We start from the raw sequence: 18,074 nt of genomic DNA, 5'->3' as shown, positions 1-18,074 counted from the left end.
GCGACGAACTTTCCGGGAAAATCAACGCTTATGAATGCCAGAATACTGATTGTTGAAGACGAAGTTGTTACTCGCCAGACCCTGACCCGTCTGTTCCAGCAAGAAGGCTACGAAGTTTTTGATGCTGCTGATGGCCTGCAAATGGAAAACATCATGCGTCAGGAACGTGTTGATGTTGTTATTATGGACGTCAACTTGCCAGGCAAAAACGGTCTGGAATTAGCGGAATCACTTCGCGAAAGCGACAATATCGGATTAATTTTCCTGACCGGCCGCGACAGCGAAGATGATCGTTTGCTGGCACTTGAACTGGGGGCTGATGATTACCTTATTAAGCCTTACAATCCAAAAGAGCTGACCATTCGGGTACGTAACCTGTGCCGCCGTATTGAAGCCTCGCGCTCAAGCAACCCGGTAGAAAACAACAGTGTTGAATTTCAGTTCCACGGATGGCGCTTAAACAGTGACAGCCGCTGCCTGTATTCACCAGAAAACCAGATGTTCCGTCTGCCGAAAAGTGAGTACCGCGCGTTAGAACTGTTCTTATCAAATCCGGGACGTATTCTTGACCGTGAGACATTGGTGAAACGTATGTTAGACCGCGAACTGCGCCCGAATGATCGTACGGTCGATGTGGCTATTCGTCGCATTCGCCGGCATTTCGAATCGCATCCGGAAACGCCAAACCTCATTACCACCATCCATGGTGAAGGTTATCGGTTTATTGGTGAGGTTGACCAGCAGGCTCAGTGATGCGTCGCTAGCCAGGCTTCAAGTTGCTGCCGGTGTGGTATGACCGCATCGGCCCATTCAATCAGCTGCCGTTCCACTGTAGGCCATTCCCAGTCGTCTTTTTCCACTTTTTCCATCATTTTAGACAAACCGGTTAAGCCAACCGAACTGCAGGCCCCTTTGACTTTATGCGCCTGGTTGCGCAGTTCCTCTTCATTACGGTTTTTAGCCGCCTGGTGCAGTAACTTGGCGTAGCTTTGAATAATACCGTCAAAGGTTGTCAGAGTTGCCCTTACGCCCTCAATACCCAGTGAATCGATATACTGCTGCAACAACTCTGTATCAATGTCCGGTTTTTCTGCCATTTTATCTGCTCCATCAATCCAAAACCCTATCCTCGGCGTATTCCTGTTTTTAGTCAACCACTGTGCAGAGAGAATCGATTAGGGCAATCGGTGTCACCTGGTTAAATTCTGCGATATAATGCCCACCTTTAGACTGAGTCAACTTGATCAAGATCAAACTGACCGGACAATATTCACGAGACTTGGAGTTCACAACGAATGCCAACAGTTATGCCCGACGTAGCCAACCAAACGCAGGCCCAGACAGAGGGAGCCTTGGATTGGGTTGGCATGAGCAACATTGAAGTTCCATTAATGGTCGCTGCGGCCGGTGCGTCTGAACGCCCTGTAGCAGCCAAAGTGGAAGCTTTCGTCAACTTAAAGGACCCTAAAACCAAGGGTATCCACATGTCTCGCCTGTATTTATTGCTGGACAAACTATCAACCGAAGGTGAGCTCAGTCATGATTCGATGAAGCAATTACTGAATGACTTTATTGAAAGCCATAAAGACATTAGTAACCGGGCCTTCATCAAATTCGAATTTGACTACCATTTGCGTCGCAAGTCGCTGATTAGCAAAAAGCAGGGCTGGAAAGCATACCCGGTGAGCTTAACCGGTCGCTATGACACAGGCCAGCTCAAGCTGGAGTTGTCCGTTGATGTACCTTACTCATCAACCTGCCCATGCTCTGCTGCTTTAGCGCGTCAATTAATCCAGGATGCGTTCAGCGAAAAGTTTGCCGGTCAGGAGCAAGTGGATGCAGATACTTTGCATGAATGGTTAGGCTCTACCGAAGGTATTGTCGCAACACCACACAGTCAACGTTCCGTTGCTGAAGTAAAAGTGGCCTTGAGTGAAACCGTGAACGACTTCCCTATCGTGGAACTTATTGACGCCATTGAAGATGCCCTTAAAACACCGGTTCAAGCTGCCGTTAAACGCGAAGACGAGCAGGAATTCGCCCGCTTAAATGGTCAAAATCTGATGTTCTGCGAGGACGCTTCACGTCGCTTACAGCACCAACTGAACCAAATGTCGCACTTCCGCGACTTCTGGTTACGAGTTAACCATTACGAGTCTCTGCACGCGCACGATGCTGTTAGTGTCACGACCAAGGGCATTCCCGGCGGTTACTCAACCTAACCCAATTGAGATAATTTCCATTAATGCCCATTAGTGGCATAGCTTTTGCTTCATACCTCACAGAGCGTCAATTTTCTGATGAGGTGTGAAAATGGAAATTATCCTGTTGTTATTTGTTGTGGTGTTAATTGCGGTGGCTATTATTGCCAGCCGAATGTCTGAAAACTATGTGCCCTACCCTTACAAGCTGAAAGATGCCGCACTGTGCACCGCTCAGGAAGACCAGTTTCTGACGTTGTTGGAAAAATCAGTTGGCGATGACTTTCGAATTTTCACTAAAGTCCGCTTAAGTGATATTGTTTCTGTTCGTTCCGGGTTATCCTCCACTGCTCGCAAAGACGCACACAATAAAGCCAGCCAACGTATTCTTGACTATGTATTGTGCGACATTAACACCATGGAAGTTAAGGCAGCCATAGAGCTCGAGCCCAGCCAGTCTTCCATGAACCAGCAGAAACGCAACTTGTTTTTGAAAAACACTCTGGCCGCTGCCGGACTCCCGTTTTTGCGGTTTAAAGCAAAACCGGGCTATCGTTTGGCTGAACTGCACGACTACATTCACGGAAAAATTCGTCAGGCGGAACACGTCCGCGCTGCCGTACCGACAAATAAGAACAAAGACAACCAGCCGATTGCCGCTTGATTGCCACGTGATTGCCGAGTGATGCGCTCCGTGGCAGTATAGTGCCATGAACACCGAGTTATTAACCCAACTGCTGTTATCCCCTGTAGCGCTGGCTCTGCTGGCGCTATTGGCTGAGCGCTGGTTTCCCTGGCCGGAACAGTGGCACCCACTTGCCGTTTTCCGGCTAATGGCGTCCTACCTGAGCTCCAAGGTGAATAAACCCGGACGCTCAGTTCGTCAGCAACGACTGGCAGGCTTCCTGGCCTGGCTCACAATGTCGTTGCTGGTGCTGTTGCCGGCCGCCATTGTTTTTGCCGGAGCGGAAGTGTCGCTGGCCGTTGGTTGGTTGATTTTACTGGTTAGCTTGCGCCAGCAGCCGGTAAACCAGGCTGTTAAACTGGCCGACAGCCACTTACAGCGAGGCAGGAAAAACGCCGCCCGAGCCTGGCTAAGTCGCATTACCTGGCGTGACTGTGATTTATTAAGTGAACACGGCATAGCTAAAACCAGCCTGGAACTGCGCGCATCCAGTATTCTGGAGCACCGTTTCACCCCCTTATTATTTTGGTTCGCCGGTGGCCCGCTCGCTGCACTTGGCATACGTACGTTAGTGGAATTAACCCAGGTATGGCCGGTTGCGCAGCCGCGCTATCGATACTTTGGCGCGACCACACACTGGCTTTACACCATCACACACTTTTTACCGTCCTTTTTGCTCTCTCTGGCGGCGCGTTTTATGGCTCTGTTTCAGCGAGATAAGCCCAAACTAAAATCATTAAACCGTAACGCCCTGTTTCCAACGGTACTGCTCAGTTGGTTGCAGAGTTTCAGCTATTGTCACCGGGTGGGCCTGGGTGGCCCTATACAAGTTCAGGGGGTTCGGGTTGCACGGCAACGTTTTGACGGACGTCCGCCCGAGTTGTTATTACCCAGAGCGCTGCGCTGGCAAAGGCAGTGGCAGCTGTTTTTTGTCACTTGTCTGGTTATTACACTTTTAGTCTTGTTCATTTATCGACCCTGACGGACTCATCGGGTATACTACGCGCCCTAATAAGGCAACCATTTAATACTATGAAAACCATTGATGTAATCGGCATTGGCAATGCGCTGGTGGATCAGGAGTTTGAGGTCACTGAGGACTTCCTGCAGAAGCACAATTTAAAAAAAGGCATGATGGAGCTGATTGATGAAGACGCTCAAAATACCCTCATTGCCGAACTGAGTGAGTTGGGTGAATTAAAGAAGCAGTGTGGTGGTGGCTCGGCCGCTAACTCATTGGTTGCTTTTGCTCAATTTGGCGGTAAAGCCTACTATTGTTGTAAAGTGGCGGATGACGAAGCGGGTATGTTCTACCGGCAGGACTTAGAGCAAGTCGGCATAGAAACCAGCCTGAAGCAGCAACAGAATCCGGGTATTACCGGTCGTTGCCTGGTGATGGTGACCCCGGACGCAGAACGCACAATGCGAACCCATCTGGGTATTACTGCCGACTTATCCACAGTTGAAATTGACGACGATGCGATTGCAGCGGCTAATTACCTTTATATTGAAGGGTATTTAATTACCTCTGAGATAGCCCGTGGCGCCATTCAGCACGCAAAGAAAGTGGCTCGCGAGAACAAGACGAAACTGGTCATGACCTGTTCCGACCCGGCTATGGTCAAATTTTTCCGTGACGGTATTGATGAAATACTGGAAGGGGGTGTCGATTTAATGTTCTGTAATCGGGAAGAAGCAGAATTATTAACTGGCAAGGACGATCCTCAGGCCGCTTTGTCCGTATTACTTAAGCAGGCAGACACGGTTGCTATTACTCTAGGTAAAGATGGTGCCTTAATTGCCAACCGCGAACGCCAGGTTCATATTCCGGGCGTACCGGTTAAAGCTATTGATACCAATGGTGCCGGCGATATGTTTGCAGGTGCTATGCTGTATGGTTTAACGCGTGATATGTCGTTAGAAGACGCAGGCCGTTTAGCCAGCCACGCGGCGGCTGAACTGGTGACCGAGTTTGGTGCGCGACTGGACAAAGACCGTCAGCAGCAGTTAATTGAACGCGTTATGCAGAATCAAACCGCCTGAATTTGATAATTCAGTTTACTGAAAAATTCATTGAAAAAGAGAGTCGCTATGAGTGCAGAAGATTGGCAAGACTACAAAGTTGCAGATATTAGCTTAGCTGAATGGGGTCGCAAGGAAATTGCGATTGCAGAATCTGAAATGCCGGCGTTGATGACTATCCGCCGTAAATACGCTGACAGTAAGCCGCTGTCGGGCGCTCGCATCATTGGTTGTATCCACATGACCATCCAGACAGCAGTGTTAATTGAAACTCTGCTTGAGCTGGGCGCAGAAGTGCGCTGGTCGTCGTGCAACATTTTCTCCACTCAGGACCACGCTGCAGCAGCCATGGCAGCTGCAGGCGTTCCGGTATTTGCCTGGAAAGGCGAAACCGAAGAAGAATATGACTGGTGTCTGAAGCAAACGTGCCACAAAGATGGCGAGCTTTGGGACGCCAATATGATTTTGGATGACGGCGGTGATTTAACTCTGATGATCCACGACGAGTTCCCGCAAATGCTGGACAACGTACACGGCATTACCGAAGAAACCACTACGGGTGTTCACCGTTTGCTGGACATGCTGGAAAAAGGCACGTTAAAAGTTCCGGCTATTAACGTTAACGATGCCGTGACTAAGTCGAAAAACGACAATAAGTACGGCTGTCGCCACTCGCTAAACGACGCCATTAAGCGCTCTACTGACCACCTGTTGTCAGGCAAGAAAGCTCTGGTTGTGGGTTATGGCGATGTGGGTAAAGGCTCTGCCGCCAGCCTTCGTCAGGAAGGCATGATTGTTAAGATCAGCGAAATTGATCCGATTTGCGCGATGCAAGCGTGCATGGACGGCTTTGAAGTGGTGTCTCCTTACCTTGAAGGCAAAAACACCGGTAACGGCGAAAACATCAATAAAGACTTGCTCGGCAACACCGACCTGATTGTGACCACCACCGGTAATATGGACGTGTGCGACCGTTACATGCTGGCCGCACTGAAACCGACGGCTCTGGTTTGCAACATTGGCCATTTTGATAACGAAATTGATACGGCCTTTATGCGTAAAAACTGGCGCTGGGAAGAAATTAAGCCACAGGTGCACAAGATTTACCGCTCAGACGACGATAACGATTACCTACTCCTGTTGGCCGAAGGGCGCCTGGTGAACCTGGGTAACGCCACCGGGCACCCAAGCCGTATTATGGATGGTTCCTTCGCTAACCAGGTGCTGGCTCAAATTCACTTGTTTGAACAGAAGTTTTCGGACATGGACGCGAAGCAGCAGGAAGAGTACTTGCGCGTAGAAGTTCTGCCGAAGCAGCTGGACGAAGAAGTTGCGCGTTACATGGTGCAGGGTTTTGGTGGTGTCATCACCAAGCTAACGGGTGAGCAGGCAGCTTATATCCACGTAAATGAAGAAGGTCCGTTTAAGACTGACCTTTACCGTTACTAATGAGCGATATTATTTATCGTCAAATAACGGCTGCCGATTCGGCGGCCGTTATTGATCTGGCCAATGAAGTTCATGGTGACAACTACCTGAACGAAGACAGTTTTCAACAGTATCTGGATGCCGGTACCGTAGGTGACGTACAACTCAACTGGATTGCCCTGCGCGGTGATACGCCCTTAGGTATACGAATTACCCTGGCGCCCGGCCAATGGCCTATTGATGACTTTTGCACACCCGACGCCTGGCCGATTAGCGCTGACAAACTGTGCTACTTTAAGTGTGCCGCAGTATCAGAAAAAGCGCGCGGGTTAGGTATAGGCAAAGGCCTGCTGCATCGCAGTATTGAAGCTGCCAAGCAGCTGGGTTGCCGGGGTGGACTTGCACACATTTGGATGCAAAGCCCTAAAAACAGCGCGTATGAATACTTTACCCGCTGCGGTGGCGAAATGATTAAGCAACACGAAAAACGCTGGTACAAAGCCTCAGTTGAAGACGGCTATTACTGCCCGGTATGCGACGGCACCTGCTACTGCAACGCCGGCGAAATGCTACTGCGGTTTGATACGTAAGGAGCCAGATAGCGAGCGCTGAGGTTACATGGGCTACTATGGAGGACGCCCGTGAATACATCCCTGTAGGGCTTGGGCAGCGCCATCCATGGCGCTGCACACCTCCATAGTAGCCCACTGCAACCGTCGGGCGCGCTCACTACCTGACACCTTACGTACCCGCCGCAATTTACCGTATATTCTAGCAGGGCAGGTTGCTCACTTGGGAGCGTTACGAGTGTTGAAGGCCTTGATGGCGGAGTGTCGAAGGCCATGGATGGCCTTCGTCAAGCCCTCATGGATGAGCTCGTAGCGTCTCCGCCATCAAGGCCTTCAATGCTCAAGCGAAACAAGTGAGCAACCTGCCCTTCTCCGCTTTACTAGGTAGGTGATTATGTATGATCCTTTGGTTGATGGGCCTCCGGGGCCGCGTGATGCGCCTGAGGCGAGTTACTGGCAGCAGCATACGCGGGCTGACTTTCCGGAGTGTGTGGATGCGCCGGAGGAAGTGGAATTTGCGATTATTGGTGCGGGTTATACGGGCTTAAATGCGGCACGGGTTTTGGCTGAGAACGGGCGCTCCGTTGCGGTTTTTGAAGCTAACCAGTTAGCCTGGGGTTGCTCCTCGCGTAATGCCGGGTTTGTGATGAAAAGTACCGGTCGTTTGGGACTATCTGCCTGGGCGCAGCGTTTCGGTGAAGAGACGGCACGTGGCATTGCAGGCGAACACCAAACCGCGCTTCAATTAGTTGAGGAAACCCTGCGTGAGTGCCCGCAACACGGTCAGCGCCAACACGGGGGGTATCTTAAAATTGCTCACCGCCCCAGTGCTATTGCGCCATTAAAGCAACAATATGAGCAACTGAAACGGTTTAACCAACCCGTTGAGTGGCTCACCCGGGAGGAACTTTCGGCCATTATTGCCAGTCCCCAGGCCCACTCGGCCTTGCGCTTCACAGACTGCTTTGCGCTTAACCCTATGTTACTCGCTGCGGCTACGGCCCGACGGGCGTCCTCTGCAGGTGCGCAGTTAGTTGAACATTGTCCGGTAACCGCCGCTGTGTCGCTTGGCGGCAAAGGCGTGTATTTGCAAACCGCTAAAGGCGCTGTACGCGCCCGTAAGCTGTTAGTTTGTTCTAACGGCTATACCTCAGGGCAATTACTGCCTGAGCTTGCCAGTCGCTCGCTACCGGTACTGTCGAGCATTATTACTACGCCACCGCTGACTGAAACTCAAGTTGAGAGTATTCGACTGTCTCCGCAATACGCCATGATGGATACTCGCATTCTGAAATATTACTTTCGCTTACTGCCCGATAACCGTCTGCTGTTTGGCGGCCGGGGGGCCATTCAGGGAAAAAGTGCCGGCAATCCACTTTACGCAAAGCGCCTGCTGGCAGCATTACACCAGACTTTCCCGCAGCTGCGGGAAGTGAACGAGTGGGAGCATTTCTGGAGCGGCTGGGTCAGTGTGTCGTTGGATGACTACCCACGGATAGGCAATGTGAAAGACAATATCTACGCCAGCATGGGCTACTGCGGTGCAGGCGTGAGCTTTACCGCCTTAGCCGGCCAACGGCTGGCAGAAGCGGCCATGGGACACCCCCTGCCCGAACTGCCCTACTACCAGTCACAATTAAAACCCTTCCCACTACCGCGCTTCCGCCGCTTAGGCCAATGGCTCTACTACCACTACGGTCGCCTAAGAGATTAACCCCTGGGGCAGGTGGAAGGTGGCGAGCGCTGAGGTTACAAGGGCTTTTATGGAGGACGCCCGTGAATACATCCCTGTAGGGCTTGGGCAGCGCCATCCATGGCGCTGCACACCTCCACAATAGCCCTTGTAACCGTCTAACGCGCTCACTATTATCTACCACCTCACCCCGTAATTTCTTTATGCGATCAGTATAGGCTCGGAAAGACAGGTTATTCGCTTGTGAGCGTTATGAGTGTTGAGTACTTCTGTGGCGGAGTGTCGAAGGCCATGGATGGCCTTCGTCAAGCCCTCATGGATGAGCTCGTAGCGGCTCCGCCACAGAAGTATTCAATGCTCAAGCGAAACAAGTGAATAACCTGTCCCTATAGGCCAAAGACGATTTTTTCGCTTTTGAGCATTCGGGCTATGTATTTCATTAGCAGCAGTGCGGCGGCCAGGGTGGCTATTGCGCTGACTACGGTGCCCATAACGTTGACGCTTTCACCGCGTATGAGCGACAAGAAGGCCTGATGCTGACCGGTTAGCGGTAGATAGTAGAGTATGGGATTTTTGAGCCGTGCGAATTCTACGCCAAACGATGCGGCCATGGGAATAATCAGCAAAAAGCTGATGTAGGTTTGCGCTTCTTTGAAGTTCTTTGCCCGGAAAGAAACAAACAGCTGCAAAGCGGTGGCCAGCAAAGCCAGTGGCACCAACAGAACAAACATAAGTACCATCATGCCAACGCTGAAGTTCACGTTCATGCCTATTTCATGCAAAGGAACATAAGCAAAGATAATGGGAATAAGCACCAGCGACAGTATCGCGCCAAACAGCGAGAAGGTGGTTGCGGTCAGGGCTTTGCCAGTGACGATATCCCAGGTACTCAGCGGCTGGCTCAATAAAAACTCTAACGAGTTGCGCTCGCGTTCACCAGCACTGATGTCGATTGCGACGTTCATACCCGACCAGAACACCGACAGGATGATAAACACCAGCACGCTGCCCATAATAATCGCGGCTTTTGAGCCTCGGGTGGCCAAATCTTGTTTTTGCAACTGCACAGGCTGCACTACGCGTGGATCAATACCACGCAGTGTCAGACGGTAAGCGGCTATTTGGCTGGCATAAGCTTGCACGGCTTGCTCCACCCGCTTTATGTCGGTCTGCTGTTTTTGTGCTGACCAATCAGCTTTCAGTATCACTTCCACAGGTTCAGCTTTACGAATGCCTTCTTCCCAGTTCTCCGGCAAGGTCAAGACGATGGGTGTTTCGGTCTTTGCCCATTCATCTTGCTTAGCTACCACACCATTTGCACTCAGAAATTCAACCAATTGGGGAGCGTTCTCCTGACCCTTAATAGTAATTTCGACATCGGCTTCGGCCGTTAGCTGCGTTATCAGAAAAAAGAACGCAACAGCCATGAGTAACGGACCGAAAAACGCATACGACATAGCTGCTAAAACGGAGCGCTTATCACGAATTGCGTCTCGAAACTCTTTTTTCCATACGGAGGTTAATGCACTCATCAGGCCGCAATCCCCTCGTCTGTACCAATAATTTTCACGAAGGCGTCTTCCAGTTGTTCTTCGCCTGTCATGTCGCACAACTCTTGTGGCGTACCTTCTGCTGCAACTTTACCGTTGGCCATAACCACCACCCGGTCGCAAAGTGCGGCGACTTCCTGCATCACGTGGCTGGAAAACAAAATGCAGGTACCCTGCGCACGTTGTTCACGCAGTACGTCCCTTAAAATTCGGGTACTCATAACATCCAGTCCGCGGCTGGGCTCATCCAGAATTAAATGTTTAGGGCTGTGTACCAGTGCCTGTGCGAGCGCAACTTTCATTCTCTGGCCTTGAGAAAAACCAGCAGTACGACGGTCTCCCAGTTCGACAATATCCAGTTTATTTATTACCTGCTCGACCGCCTGTTTCTGCTGTTCGCCTTTAAGCCCGTGCAAACCGGCAAAGTACGCTACTTGCTCCCGCACCGTTAAGCGTTCATATAACCCGAACTTATCAGGAAATATGCCTAAATTGCGGCGCGCATCAATAGGGTTCTGATTGGCATCAACACCTTCAATTTCGGCTTTGCCGGTATCCGCTTGCAATAGCCCGTAAATAATACGCAAACAGGTTGTCTTACCCGCACCATTAGGGCCCAGCAATCCGGTTATTTCTCCGTCTTTTGCCTGAAAACTGAGAGAATCCAGTGCCTGCACGTTCTTAAATGATTTTGTCAGTGCCTCTACATTTATCATGCGTTATAGCCCCGCTGCATTTTGGTTCAGCACAAAAGGTTTCAGTCTTTGCTTCTGTAGACAGCTACCGTCAATGTTTTCAACTGAGCCTTGCTCTATAAATTTCGCAATGATTTTATTGGCGCAGGTATGGCTGGCAATGGTGTGACTGGCATTCGGTGCAACCAAATGTTTACTGTTAGGTAATGTACGTCGCGCTAAATCTCCCCACTCTGGTGGCGTTACCGGATCCAGTTCACCCGATAGTAACAATACGGGTTTATCGCTCACAATTGGATCAGACCAATAGCCCGGTGCTGTTGATGACTCCCAACCGGCGCACATATCAATAAAGGCATCTCCGGTACGGCTGCCAATAAACGTATTATTTCCGTCTTCTTTTAGGAGTTCCGGGGTTGCTCTGGGTAAGTCTTCAGCGCAAACCACTGACAACATCAGTCCTAAATAAATACTGTTTTGCGACATGGTGCCGCCCATTAACCCCAGAATGCCATGGTAGTTCCCCACCGCAGCGGAATGAATAGCATAAGGTAATAGCTGTCGGGTGCTTGGGTGATACAAGGCCACTCGAACAATGGAGCTGAACCGGCCTGGTGTTAGCTTTATCTGCAGCGGCTCAAAAGACAGAGGGTCTCTTGTGTCCAAAAGAACGTCCTGTTCTTGTAACTTATCCATCACCTGATAATAATCTTGTTCCAGGTTCGGGAGCTTCTCGTTACAAGCCGTTTGTTCTGCGCAGTCTTCTATCATTTCCTGAAAGGCATCGGACCCGTGTTGTCCGAACGGGCCTATCACTACCTGAGGCGGCGCTACAGCATCCAGAGTTGCCGTGCGGACAGAACCAGGCGCTTCCCGTAAGTAGGTCAGCCCAACGCGTGTGCCGTAGGAGCCACCGTACAAATTCAGTTGCTCGATACCGAGATGTTCACGCACCCGCTCAAAATCTTTAACCGCATTAACGGTGTGATACTGGGTTGTGTCGGTATCCGGATATTGCTTTTGGCACTCGCGGCTTAAGGCTTCAAGATCTTGCTCATCGTCCGCCCGGATTAACTCGTCGGGGCGCTGAATATCGCATTTCAGTGGATGGCTTTTACCCGTACCGCGTTGATCTATCAGTAAAATGTCGCGCTTTTGACGAACACTTTCAAACATCCGAGTAATCATGGGTGCAAGTTCTGTTGCTGCCTGACCCGGCCCGCCGGCCAAAACCAACATAGGATCGGGCTTTGCCCCTTCCTGCACAGCGGGAAGAATGGCGTAATAAATACCAATACTTTTACCGTCGGGCTCTGCGTAGTTTTCCGGGACTGATACGGTTCCACAAAGTAACTGTTCTTTTACCCCGGGCAAATAGCAACTTGTTGACTCAGTCGTTTTAGTTTGCGCCAAGCTGCTTAGTGGTAATAGTCCCAGCAACAGTAATGGCAAAGATAAGACCATCCATCGTTTCATAATAATTCCGTTTGTCTGCTTAACGGATCTATTGTCGTAGAGAACAGGGGAGGATTACAAGGTAAGTCACTGACTGATTTGTTAGAAGATGTAAAAAACCCGCAAACTGAGTTGCGGGTTTCAATAAAATAAAAAGCGGATCAGCTATTAAAGACCGGCGCGCTCTTTAATAGCCTGGGCAATTGCACTACCGCCGTGACCGTTAGCCTGAGCCCACTCATAGTCGCCAGAGCTTTTCAGTTCTTCAACAGATAGACGACCAACAATGAACTCGCCGATATCTTGTGAACCGTTTGACATTGCAAATTGCAGTAAGCTTTGACCATTACACTGAATACCAGTGTAGATATCACGTACACGGACACGAGAGTCGCGCAATTTCTTACGCATACGCATGGTGTCATCGCCCTGTACGTATGTGCATAAGCTCAAAGCCAGTTGGTTCGCCTCTGCGCTTTTCGAAAAAGTTGCGCCAGTTACTGCTACAGCAGCCATCATGGTGCCTAATACAATCGCTTTCATCTAAAACCCCATCACAAGATTGTTCAAAAATTCATCAAGATGATACTACGAACTCAAGCCCTCTGCAATGGGCTCAAATTGTCGTAAGTCACTGAATTTATAACTTCTTATTAACGTTTTCGATCGAAAATAAGAGTAGTAAAATTATGCGAGTTACGCTCATCTGCGGCAAAGTCTTGCCGCTCAACCTCTTGCCAGTCACCGACTTGGTGATAATCAGGAAAGAAGGTATCGCCCGCAACATTTAGTTCTATTTTCGTAACATATAGTCGGTCAGCCAACGGCAAAAAATTTTCATAAATTTTTCCACCACCAATAACCATAACCTCATCGACGGGCCCGGCAGCGGCTATAGCTTGTTGTACCCCAGAGACCCAAACTACCTGACTGTCCTGATTTTCCGAACGATCCGTTCGACGACTTAGAACGATATTTTTGCGTCCTGGTAGGGGGCGGCCAATTGATTCGAAAGTTCGGCGCCCCATAACAATTGGCTTACCCAAGGTAATTTTTTTGAAATACTGCAACTCATCGGGAAGGTGCCATGGCATTTTATTGTCTTTTCCGATAACCCGATTTTCCGCCATTGCGACCACAAGCGATATTTTCATTCGGTGATGCCCTTAATGCGTAGCCTGACATTTACGTCAGGGCAAATATCTCACCTGACATAAATGTCAGGCTACTTCTGATAAATAACTTCAACGTCGTGATCATCATCATCATCGTCGTCATCTTCATCGTCGTCCAGCGTCTCTTCCAGAACCTCTTCGTGGTAGCTGTCCCACATAAATTCGACCGGGTCAGCTTCTTCCTGCTTCTCGGTATCCGGTGCAGGCAGGGTTTCCAGATAAGACATCACTTCCCGACAAAGCGCATCACTGCCACGCCCTTCCAGCGCGGCAATCTGGAACACAGGGCCGTCCCAGTCCAGGGCTTTAACCAGTTCATCCACTTTTTCCTGGATCTCTTCGTCCAGTAGTAAGTCAACTTTATTAATAACCAGCCAACGCGGCTTTTCCGCCAGCTTAGGACTGTATTTTTCCAGTTCGTTGATGATAATACGCGCCTGCTCGGCAGGATCGGTGTCATCAAAAGGCGCTAAGTCGACCAGGTGCAACAATAAGCCGCAACGCTCCAGGTGCTTCAGGAATTGTATACCAAGCCCGGCCCCTTCCGCGGCACCTTCAATAAGACCAGGAATATCAGCAATAACAAAACTATTGTGCGGTGCCGGACGGACCACACCTAAATTAGGTATCAGGGTAGTAAACGGATAATCCGCTACTTTTGGCCGCGCAGCCGATACGGAGCGAATAAAGGTGGACTTGCCTGCGTTCGGCATGCCTAACAAGCCAACATCAGCCAACAACATCAGTTCCAGCTTCAGCGGGCGTACTTCGCCTGGCGTACCGTCAGTTTTCTGGCGGGGCGCACGGTTAACACTGCTTTTAAAGCGTGTATTGCCCAGGCCATGGAAGCCACCTTTGGCTACCATTAAACGCTGACCATGTTTTGTCAGATCGCCAAGAACTTCGCCAGTGTCAATGTCGGTAGCACGTGTGCCTGGAGGAACAGGCAACACGATATCGTTACCGCGCCTGCCGGTGCAGTTTTTGCCCATACCGTTTTTTCCGCGTTCAGCTTTGTGAAAACGCTCAAAACGATAGTCAATCAGGGTATTCAGGTTCTCATCTGCTTCCAGGTAGACGTCACCACCGTCGCCCCCATCGCCGCCATCAGGGCCGCCTTTGGGAATGTACTTCTCGCGACGGAAACTGATACAACCATTACCACCGTCACCCGCGTCTACGCGGATTTCTACTTCATCAACGAATTTCATCGCAATCTGCTACTTATCACTTATAGAATACTGTGCAAAATTCTAGCACATATGAAAAAGCCCCGCCGTAAGGCAGGGCTTTCAGAACCGAAACTTTTCAGTTTATGTTCACGTTATTAGTCAGTAATAACGCTCACAAATTTACGGTTTTTGCTGCCCTTCACGTCAAAAGACACTTTGCCTTCTGAGGTTGCAAACAATGTGTGGTCTTTACCGATGCCAACGTTAGCTCCTGCATGGAACTTAGTACCACGTTGACGAACCAGGATGTTGCCTGCTAATACAGACTCACCACCGAAGCGCTTAACACCGAGACGTTTACTCTCTGAGTCGCGACCGTTTTTAGTAGAACCACCAGCCTTTTTATGTGCCATGAAGTTACTCCTTAATTAGCTGTTGATACCAGTGATTTTCACTTCCGTGAACCACTGACGATGGCCTTGTTGACGACGAGAATGCTTACGACGACGGAACTTAACGATTTTAATTTTATCGCCACGACCGTGATCAATCACTTCCGCTTTCACTTTACCACCGGACACGAACGGAGCACCGATGTTTACATCGCTGCCGTCAGAAACCATCAAAACCTGGTCGAATTCAACTACATCACCGGTAGCTGCTTCCAGTTTTTCCAGGCGGACGATTTGGCCTTCAGACACACGGTGCTGCTTACCGCCACTTTGGAATACTGCGTACATATTATTCTCCACAACCCTATTGGGCATCCAAATTCAAATCAGGGCGCGAATTGTACGTAATCCCGCCAATGATCGCAACCCTTAATTTGAACTTAAGGGCTACGCTGCTGACCGCGGTTTGAGTTTCCGCGCCGCTATAAATAGTGTACCATCTCCTTTCCGTTAAATTTTGTAAATAAACAGATATCTATGATGGATATGCAGTCCATTAACGCATTAACCAAAGACGATATGCTTGGTGTTAATGCCTTAATAGGTGAACAACTTCAATCGGACGTTGCCTTAATTAACCAGTTAGGCCTTTATATTGTCAACAGTGGCGGTAAACGCTTACGCCCACTGCTTGCTATACTCGCCTGCCGCGCTTTGGGTTATGACGGTAACGATCATCGCAAACTTGCTACAATTATCGAGTTTATCCATACCGCGACTCTGCTCCACGACGATGTTGTGGACGAATCAGAGCTGCGCCGCGGACGGAAAACCGCCAATGCCGTATTCGGCAACGAAGCCAGTGTTTTAGTTGGTGACTTCCTTTATACCCGCGCTTTTCAGTTAATGGTCGATTTAGATTCACTGCGAATATTGCGTATTTTAGCAGACGCCACGAACATTATTTCTGAAGGTGAAGTGCTGCAGTTAATGAACTGCAATGACCCCGATACTTCAGAAGCCAGCTACTTTAATGTGATATACGGCAAAACCGCTAAGTTATTTGAGGCGGCCACCGAATTAGCGGGCGTGCTCACCGCGCAAAACGAGAAAGTAACCCAGCAACTGGCCGATTACGGTCGTTACCTTGGCACCGCGTTTCAGTTAGTCGATGACTTGATGGATTACACCGCGGACAGCGAATCTATGGGTAAGAATGCCGGAGATGACTTAGCAGAAGGTAAACCAACACTACCGTTGCTTTACGCCATGTGGCACGGCAACGAAACAGAACAAAAGCTGATTCGTGAAGCCATTGAACAAGGCGACGGACGTGAGCACTTACAAACCGTACTCACTGCTATGGAGCGCACAGGCGCACTACAGTACACCCGTAACCAAGCGCTAGAATCCGCCGAACAAGCACGCCAATGCTTAAGCGAACTGCCGGACTCTGACTACAAACAAGCCTTACTCGCCCTAACCCACCTGGCAGTCGACCGAGTGGCTTAGGCAGGCTTGGAGGAAAGAAATGCCTTGGGGGATCGGGTTCTGTTTCGGAGGACGCCCGCAAGTACTTCCCTGTAGGGCTTGGGTAGCGCCATCCATGGCGCTACACACCTCCGAAACAGAACCCTTCCCGCTTTATGCATTTCCAATCAACTCTGTAGCCTTCGCCGACACTCCGCCACGGAAGCCCTCAACACTCTTAACGCTTACAAGCCAACACCCTGCCCCATCAACCATTTCCGTAGCCTGATAACTCACAACCAACACTCTGTTTCAGTTGAGATATTTAAACATTGAGCCTGAGAAGCACTCTTCAGTAAGTAGCGTGGAAATGTTGGGGTGGATCAGTATTGGCGAAAAGTCATTGCAGGTTTATCTGGAGAAAGTGTGCAGCGCCAAGGATGGCGCTGCCCAAGCCTTACAGGGACGTACTTGCAGGCGTCTTTCGGAAGATAACCTGCAATGGCCAGCCAATGCTGGCCCGCCCCAATATTTTCAAGAGCGGATTGCTGAAAGCTTAGCTGGCGAAGTCGATACCAGTTTGGATGTCGCCTTTCAGGCCGTCCAGCATGTCGTCCATGCATTTTTGTTCGAAAGCACTTAGCTTGCCGTAAGACAGAATTTCTTCGGCGCCGTTTTTGCCTAAGCGTACAGGTTGTGCGAAGAACTTGGCGTTGTCGCCCGGGCCTTCAACGTAGGTGCACTCAATAGTGTCCTGGCCTTGTAAGCCTTTCAGCAATGACAGTGCAAAACGTGCTGCTGCCTGCCCCATAGAAAGGGTAGCTGATCCGCCGCCGGCTTTGGCTTCAACCACTTCCGTACCTGCGTTCTGAATGCGGTGAGTTAAGTCTTTGATTTCTTGCTCAGTAAACTCAACACCTTCAACTTGTGACAGCAATGGCAGAATGGTTGTGCCGCTGTGACCGCCGATAACCGGTACGTTAACGTTTGCTGGGTTTAAGCCGCGCAATTCGCCAACAAAGGCTTCTGAACGGATAACGTCCAGAGTGGTCACGCCGAACAATTTACGCTTGTCGTAGCAGCCTGCTTTTTTCAGGACTTCAGCAGCGATTGGAACCGTTGTGTTGACCGGGTTGGTAATGATACCAACACAAGCGTCTGGACAGTTGTCAGCAACGCCTTGTACTAAATTCTTAACGATGCCTGCGTTCATGTTGAACAGGTCAGAACGATCCATGCCCGGCTTACGCGGTACGCCGGCAGGAATTAATACGATGTCGCTACCAACCAACGCCGATGCCAGGTCATCTTTACCGAAGCCTGTTACTTTCACGTCGGTAGGGATATGACTTAAGTCAACCGCTACACCTGGAACTACTGGCGCAACGTCATACAGCGATAATTCTGAACCGGCTGGTAATTGGGTTTTCAGAAGTAATGACAATGCCTGGCCGATACCACCGGCCGCACCTAATACGGCTACTTTCATCTCAGACTCCGTTTTTGTTAGTCAATTTAAACTGCGTAAAAATGCAGAATTTGGGGCAAAACTGTACTCCTATATCGC

Annotated in this window: 19 protein-coding genes; 9 read left to right on the top strand and 10 right to left on the bottom strand. The window is 49.9% G+C overall.

Features of this window, described 5'->3' with window-relative positions:
* Window positions 1-30: 30 nt before the first annotated feature.
* Window positions 31-753: a two-component system response regulator ArcA gene (gene arcA, locus RBK99_RS06685; protein WP_054491171.1), complete on the top strand. Its 723-nt coding sequence runs from the start codon at window positions 31-33 to the stop codon at window positions 751-753.
* On the opposite strand, the gene RBK99_RS06680 is transcribed toward arcA, so the two are convergent.
* A complete protein-coding gene (locus RBK99_RS06680) occupies window positions 747-1,097 on the bottom strand; it encodes an Hpt domain-containing protein (protein ID WP_317503857.1) in 351 nt (116 codons plus the stop codon). The genes arcA and RBK99_RS06680 overlap by 7 nt on opposite strands.
* Before the next feature lie 198 nt (window positions 1,098-1,295).
* Between RBK99_RS06680 and folE2 the strand changes: the two genes are divergently transcribed.
* The 7 genes from folE2 (at window position 1,296) to RBK99_RS06645 (ending at window position 8,619) form a co-directional block, all read left to right on the top strand.
* A complete protein-coding gene (gene folE2 / locus RBK99_RS06675; protein ID WP_317503856.1) occupies window positions 1,296-2,222 on the top strand; it encodes a GTP cyclohydrolase FolE2 in 927 nt (308 codons plus the stop codon).
* A 91-nt stretch (window positions 2,223-2,313) separates the two neighbouring features.
* Complete coding sequence (locus RBK99_RS06670) at window positions 2,314-2,865, top strand: DUF2726 domain-containing protein (protein ID WP_317503855.1); 552 nt, start codon at window positions 2,314-2,316, stop codon at window positions 2,863-2,865.
* A gap of 46 nt (window positions 2,866-2,911) precedes the next feature.
* Complete coding sequence (locus RBK99_RS06665; RefSeq protein ID WP_317503854.1) at window positions 2,912-3,868, top strand: cobalamin biosynthesis protein CobD/CbiB; 957 nt, start codon at window positions 2,912-2,914, stop codon at window positions 3,866-3,868.
* Window positions 3,869-3,918: 50 nt separating this feature from the next.
* Window positions 3,919-4,929 carry an adenosine kinase gene (locus RBK99_RS06660; RefSeq protein ID WP_317503853.1) on the top strand — a complete coding sequence of 337 codons (1,011 nt, stop codon included), beginning with the start codon at window positions 3,919-3,921 and terminating at the stop codon, window positions 4,927-4,929.
* A gap of 48 nt (window positions 4,930-4,977) precedes the next feature.
* Window positions 4,978-6,357: an adenosylhomocysteinase gene (gene ahcY, locus RBK99_RS06655; protein WP_317503852.1), complete on the top strand. Its 1,380-nt coding sequence runs from the start codon at window positions 4,978-4,980 to the stop codon at window positions 6,355-6,357.
* The gene (locus tag RBK99_RS06650) at window positions 6,357-6,926 is read left to right on the top strand and encodes a GNAT family N-acetyltransferase (protein WP_317503851.1); all 570 of its coding nucleotides are present in this window, start codon (window positions 6,357-6,359) and stop codon (window positions 6,924-6,926) included. Before ahcY ends, RBK99_RS06650 begins: the two co-directional genes overlap by 1 nt.
* A 373-nt stretch (window positions 6,927-7,299) precedes the next feature.
* Window positions 7,300-8,619: an NAD(P)/FAD-dependent oxidoreductase gene (locus RBK99_RS06645; RefSeq protein ID WP_317503850.1), complete on the top strand. Its 1,320-nt coding sequence runs from the start codon at window positions 7,300-7,302 to the stop codon at window positions 8,617-8,619.
* 365 nt (window positions 8,620-8,984) lie between these two features.
* Here RBK99_RS06645 and RBK99_RS06640 read toward each other — a convergent pair whose 3' ends face one another.
* The 8 genes from RBK99_RS06640 to rplU form a co-directional block, all read right to left on the bottom strand.
* Window positions 8,985-10,130: an ABC transporter permease gene (locus RBK99_RS06640; protein WP_317503849.1), complete on the bottom strand. Its 1,146-nt coding sequence runs from the start codon at window positions 10,128-10,130 to the stop codon at window positions 8,985-8,987.
* Entirely contained in the window at window positions 10,130-10,864 is a 735-nt protein-coding gene (locus RBK99_RS06635; RefSeq protein WP_317503848.1) for an ATP-binding cassette domain-containing protein, read from the bottom strand. Before RBK99_RS06635 ends, RBK99_RS06640 begins: the two co-directional genes overlap by 1 nt.
* A gap of 3 nt (window positions 10,865-10,867) precedes the next feature.
* Window positions 10,868-12,319 (bottom strand): alpha/beta hydrolase, encoded by a 1,452-nt coding sequence (locus RBK99_RS06630; protein ID WP_317503847.1) that lies wholly within the window; start codon window positions 12,317-12,319, stop codon window positions 10,868-10,870.
* A gap of 147 nt (window positions 12,320-12,466) precedes the next feature.
* The gene (locus tag RBK99_RS06625; protein ID WP_317503846.1) at window positions 12,467-12,841 is read right to left on the bottom strand and encodes a DUF3718 domain-containing protein; all 375 of its coding nucleotides are present in this window, start codon (window positions 12,839-12,841) and stop codon (window positions 12,467-12,469) included.
* A 110-nt stretch (window positions 12,842-12,951) separates the two neighbouring features.
* Window positions 12,952-13,452 carry a type 3 dihydrofolate reductase gene (folA, locus tag RBK99_RS06620; RefSeq protein WP_317503845.1) on the bottom strand — a complete coding sequence of 167 codons (501 nt, stop codon included), beginning with the start codon at window positions 13,450-13,452 and terminating at the stop codon, window positions 12,952-12,954.
* Between the two features lie 71 nt (window positions 13,453-13,523).
* A complete protein-coding gene (gene cgtA, locus RBK99_RS06615; RefSeq protein WP_317503844.1) occupies window positions 13,524-14,684 on the bottom strand; it encodes an Obg family GTPase CgtA in 1,161 nt (386 codons plus the stop codon).
* Window positions 14,685-14,800: 116 nt separating this feature from the next.
* Window positions 14,801-15,058: a 50S ribosomal protein L27 gene (gene rpmA / locus RBK99_RS06610; RefSeq protein ID WP_011233737.1), complete on the bottom strand. Its 258-nt coding sequence runs from the start codon at window positions 15,056-15,058 to the stop codon at window positions 14,801-14,803.
* A 15-nt stretch (window positions 15,059-15,073) separates the two neighbouring features.
* Complete coding sequence (gene rplU / locus RBK99_RS06605) at window positions 15,074-15,385, bottom strand: 50S ribosomal protein L21 (protein WP_253617821.1); 312 nt, start codon at window positions 15,383-15,385, stop codon at window positions 15,074-15,076.
* A 192-nt stretch (window positions 15,386-15,577) separates the two neighbouring features.
* Here rplU and ispB point away from each other — a divergent pair, with 192 nt between their 5' ends.
* Entirely contained in the window at window positions 15,578-16,549 is a 972-nt protein-coding gene (ispB, locus tag RBK99_RS06600; RefSeq protein ID WP_317503989.1) for an octaprenyl diphosphate synthase, read from the top strand.
* Between the two features lie 514 nt (window positions 16,550-17,063).
* On the opposite strand, the gene mdh is transcribed toward ispB, so the two are convergent.
* Window positions 17,064-17,996 (bottom strand): malate dehydrogenase, encoded by a 933-nt coding sequence (gene mdh, locus RBK99_RS06595; RefSeq protein ID WP_317503843.1) that lies wholly within the window; start codon window positions 17,994-17,996, stop codon window positions 17,064-17,066.
* Between the last annotated feature and the right edge of the window lie 78 nt (window positions 17,997-18,074).

The sequence above is a fragment of the Idiomarina solivarensis genome (genome assembly GCF_033052755.1).
GTDB lineage: Bacteria > Pseudomonadota > Gammaproteobacteria > Enterobacterales > Alteromonadaceae > Idiomarina.
The sequence above is the reverse complement of the archived record's forward strand: the minus strand, read 5'-3'. Positions and strand labels throughout refer to the sequence as shown.

Excerpts from the sequence above, each read along its gene's own strand:
- RBK99_RS06660 (WP_317503853.1), top strand. The coding sequence starts at position 3,919 with ATGAAAACCATTGATGTAATCGGCATTGGCAATGCGCTGGTGGATCAG.
- ispB (WP_317503989.1), top strand. The coding sequence starts at position 15,578 with ATGGATATGCAGTCCATTAACGCATTAACCAAAGACGATATGCTTGGT.
- rpmA (WP_011233737.1), bottom strand. The coding sequence starts at position 15,058 with ATGGCACATAAAAAGGCTGGTGGTTCTACTAAAAACGGTCGCGACTCA.
- cgtA (WP_317503844.1), bottom strand. The coding sequence starts at position 14,684 with ATGAAATTCGTTGATGAAGTAGAAATCCGCGTAGACGCGGGTGACGGT.
- rplU (WP_253617821.1), bottom strand. The coding sequence starts at position 15,385 with ATGTACGCAGTATTCCAAAGTGGCGGTAAGCAGCACCGTGTGTCTGAA.
- RBK99_RS06625 (WP_317503846.1), bottom strand. The coding sequence starts at position 12,841 with ATGAAAGCGATTGTATTAGGCACCATGATGGCTGCTGTAGCAGTAACT.
- folA (WP_317503845.1), bottom strand. The coding sequence starts at position 13,452 with ATGAAAATATCGCTTGTGGTCGCAATGGCGGAAAATCGGGTTATCGGA.
- RBK99_RS06635 (WP_317503848.1), bottom strand. The coding sequence starts at position 10,864 with ATGATAAATGTAGAGGCACTGACAAAATCATTTAAGAACGTGCAGGCA.
- folE2 (WP_317503856.1), top strand. The coding sequence starts at position 1,296 with ATGCCAACAGTTATGCCCGACGTAGCCAACCAAACGCAGGCCCAGACA.
- ahcY (WP_317503852.1), top strand. The coding sequence starts at position 4,978 with ATGAGTGCAGAAGATTGGCAAGACTACAAAGTTGCAGATATTAGCTTA.
- RBK99_RS06630 (WP_317503847.1), bottom strand. The coding sequence starts at position 12,319 with ATGAAACGATGGATGGTCTTATCTTTGCCATTACTGTTGCTGGGACTA.
- RBK99_RS06640 (WP_317503849.1), bottom strand. The coding sequence starts at position 10,130 with ATGAGTGCATTAACCTCCGTATGGAAAAAAGAGTTTCGAGACGCAATT.
- RBK99_RS06645 (WP_317503850.1), top strand. The coding sequence starts at position 7,300 with ATGTATGATCCTTTGGTTGATGGGCCTCCGGGGCCGCGTGATGCGCCT.
- RBK99_RS06670 (WP_317503855.1), top strand. The coding sequence starts at position 2,314 with ATGGAAATTATCCTGTTGTTATTTGTTGTGGTGTTAATTGCGGTGGCT.
- RBK99_RS06650 (WP_317503851.1), top strand. The coding sequence starts at position 6,357 with ATGAGCGATATTATTTATCGTCAAATAACGGCTGCCGATTCGGCGGCC.
- arcA (WP_054491171.1), top strand. The coding sequence starts at position 31 with ATGAATGCCAGAATACTGATTGTTGAAGACGAAGTTGTTACTCGCCAG.
- RBK99_RS06680 (WP_317503857.1), bottom strand. The coding sequence starts at position 1,097 with ATGGCAGAAAAACCGGACATTGATACAGAGTTGTTGCAGCAGTATATC.
- RBK99_RS06665 (WP_317503854.1), top strand. The coding sequence starts at position 2,912 with ATGAACACCGAGTTATTAACCCAACTGCTGTTATCCCCTGTAGCGCTG.
- mdh (WP_317503843.1), bottom strand. The coding sequence starts at position 17,996 with ATGAAAGTAGCCGTATTAGGTGCGGCCGGTGGTATCGGCCAGGCATTG.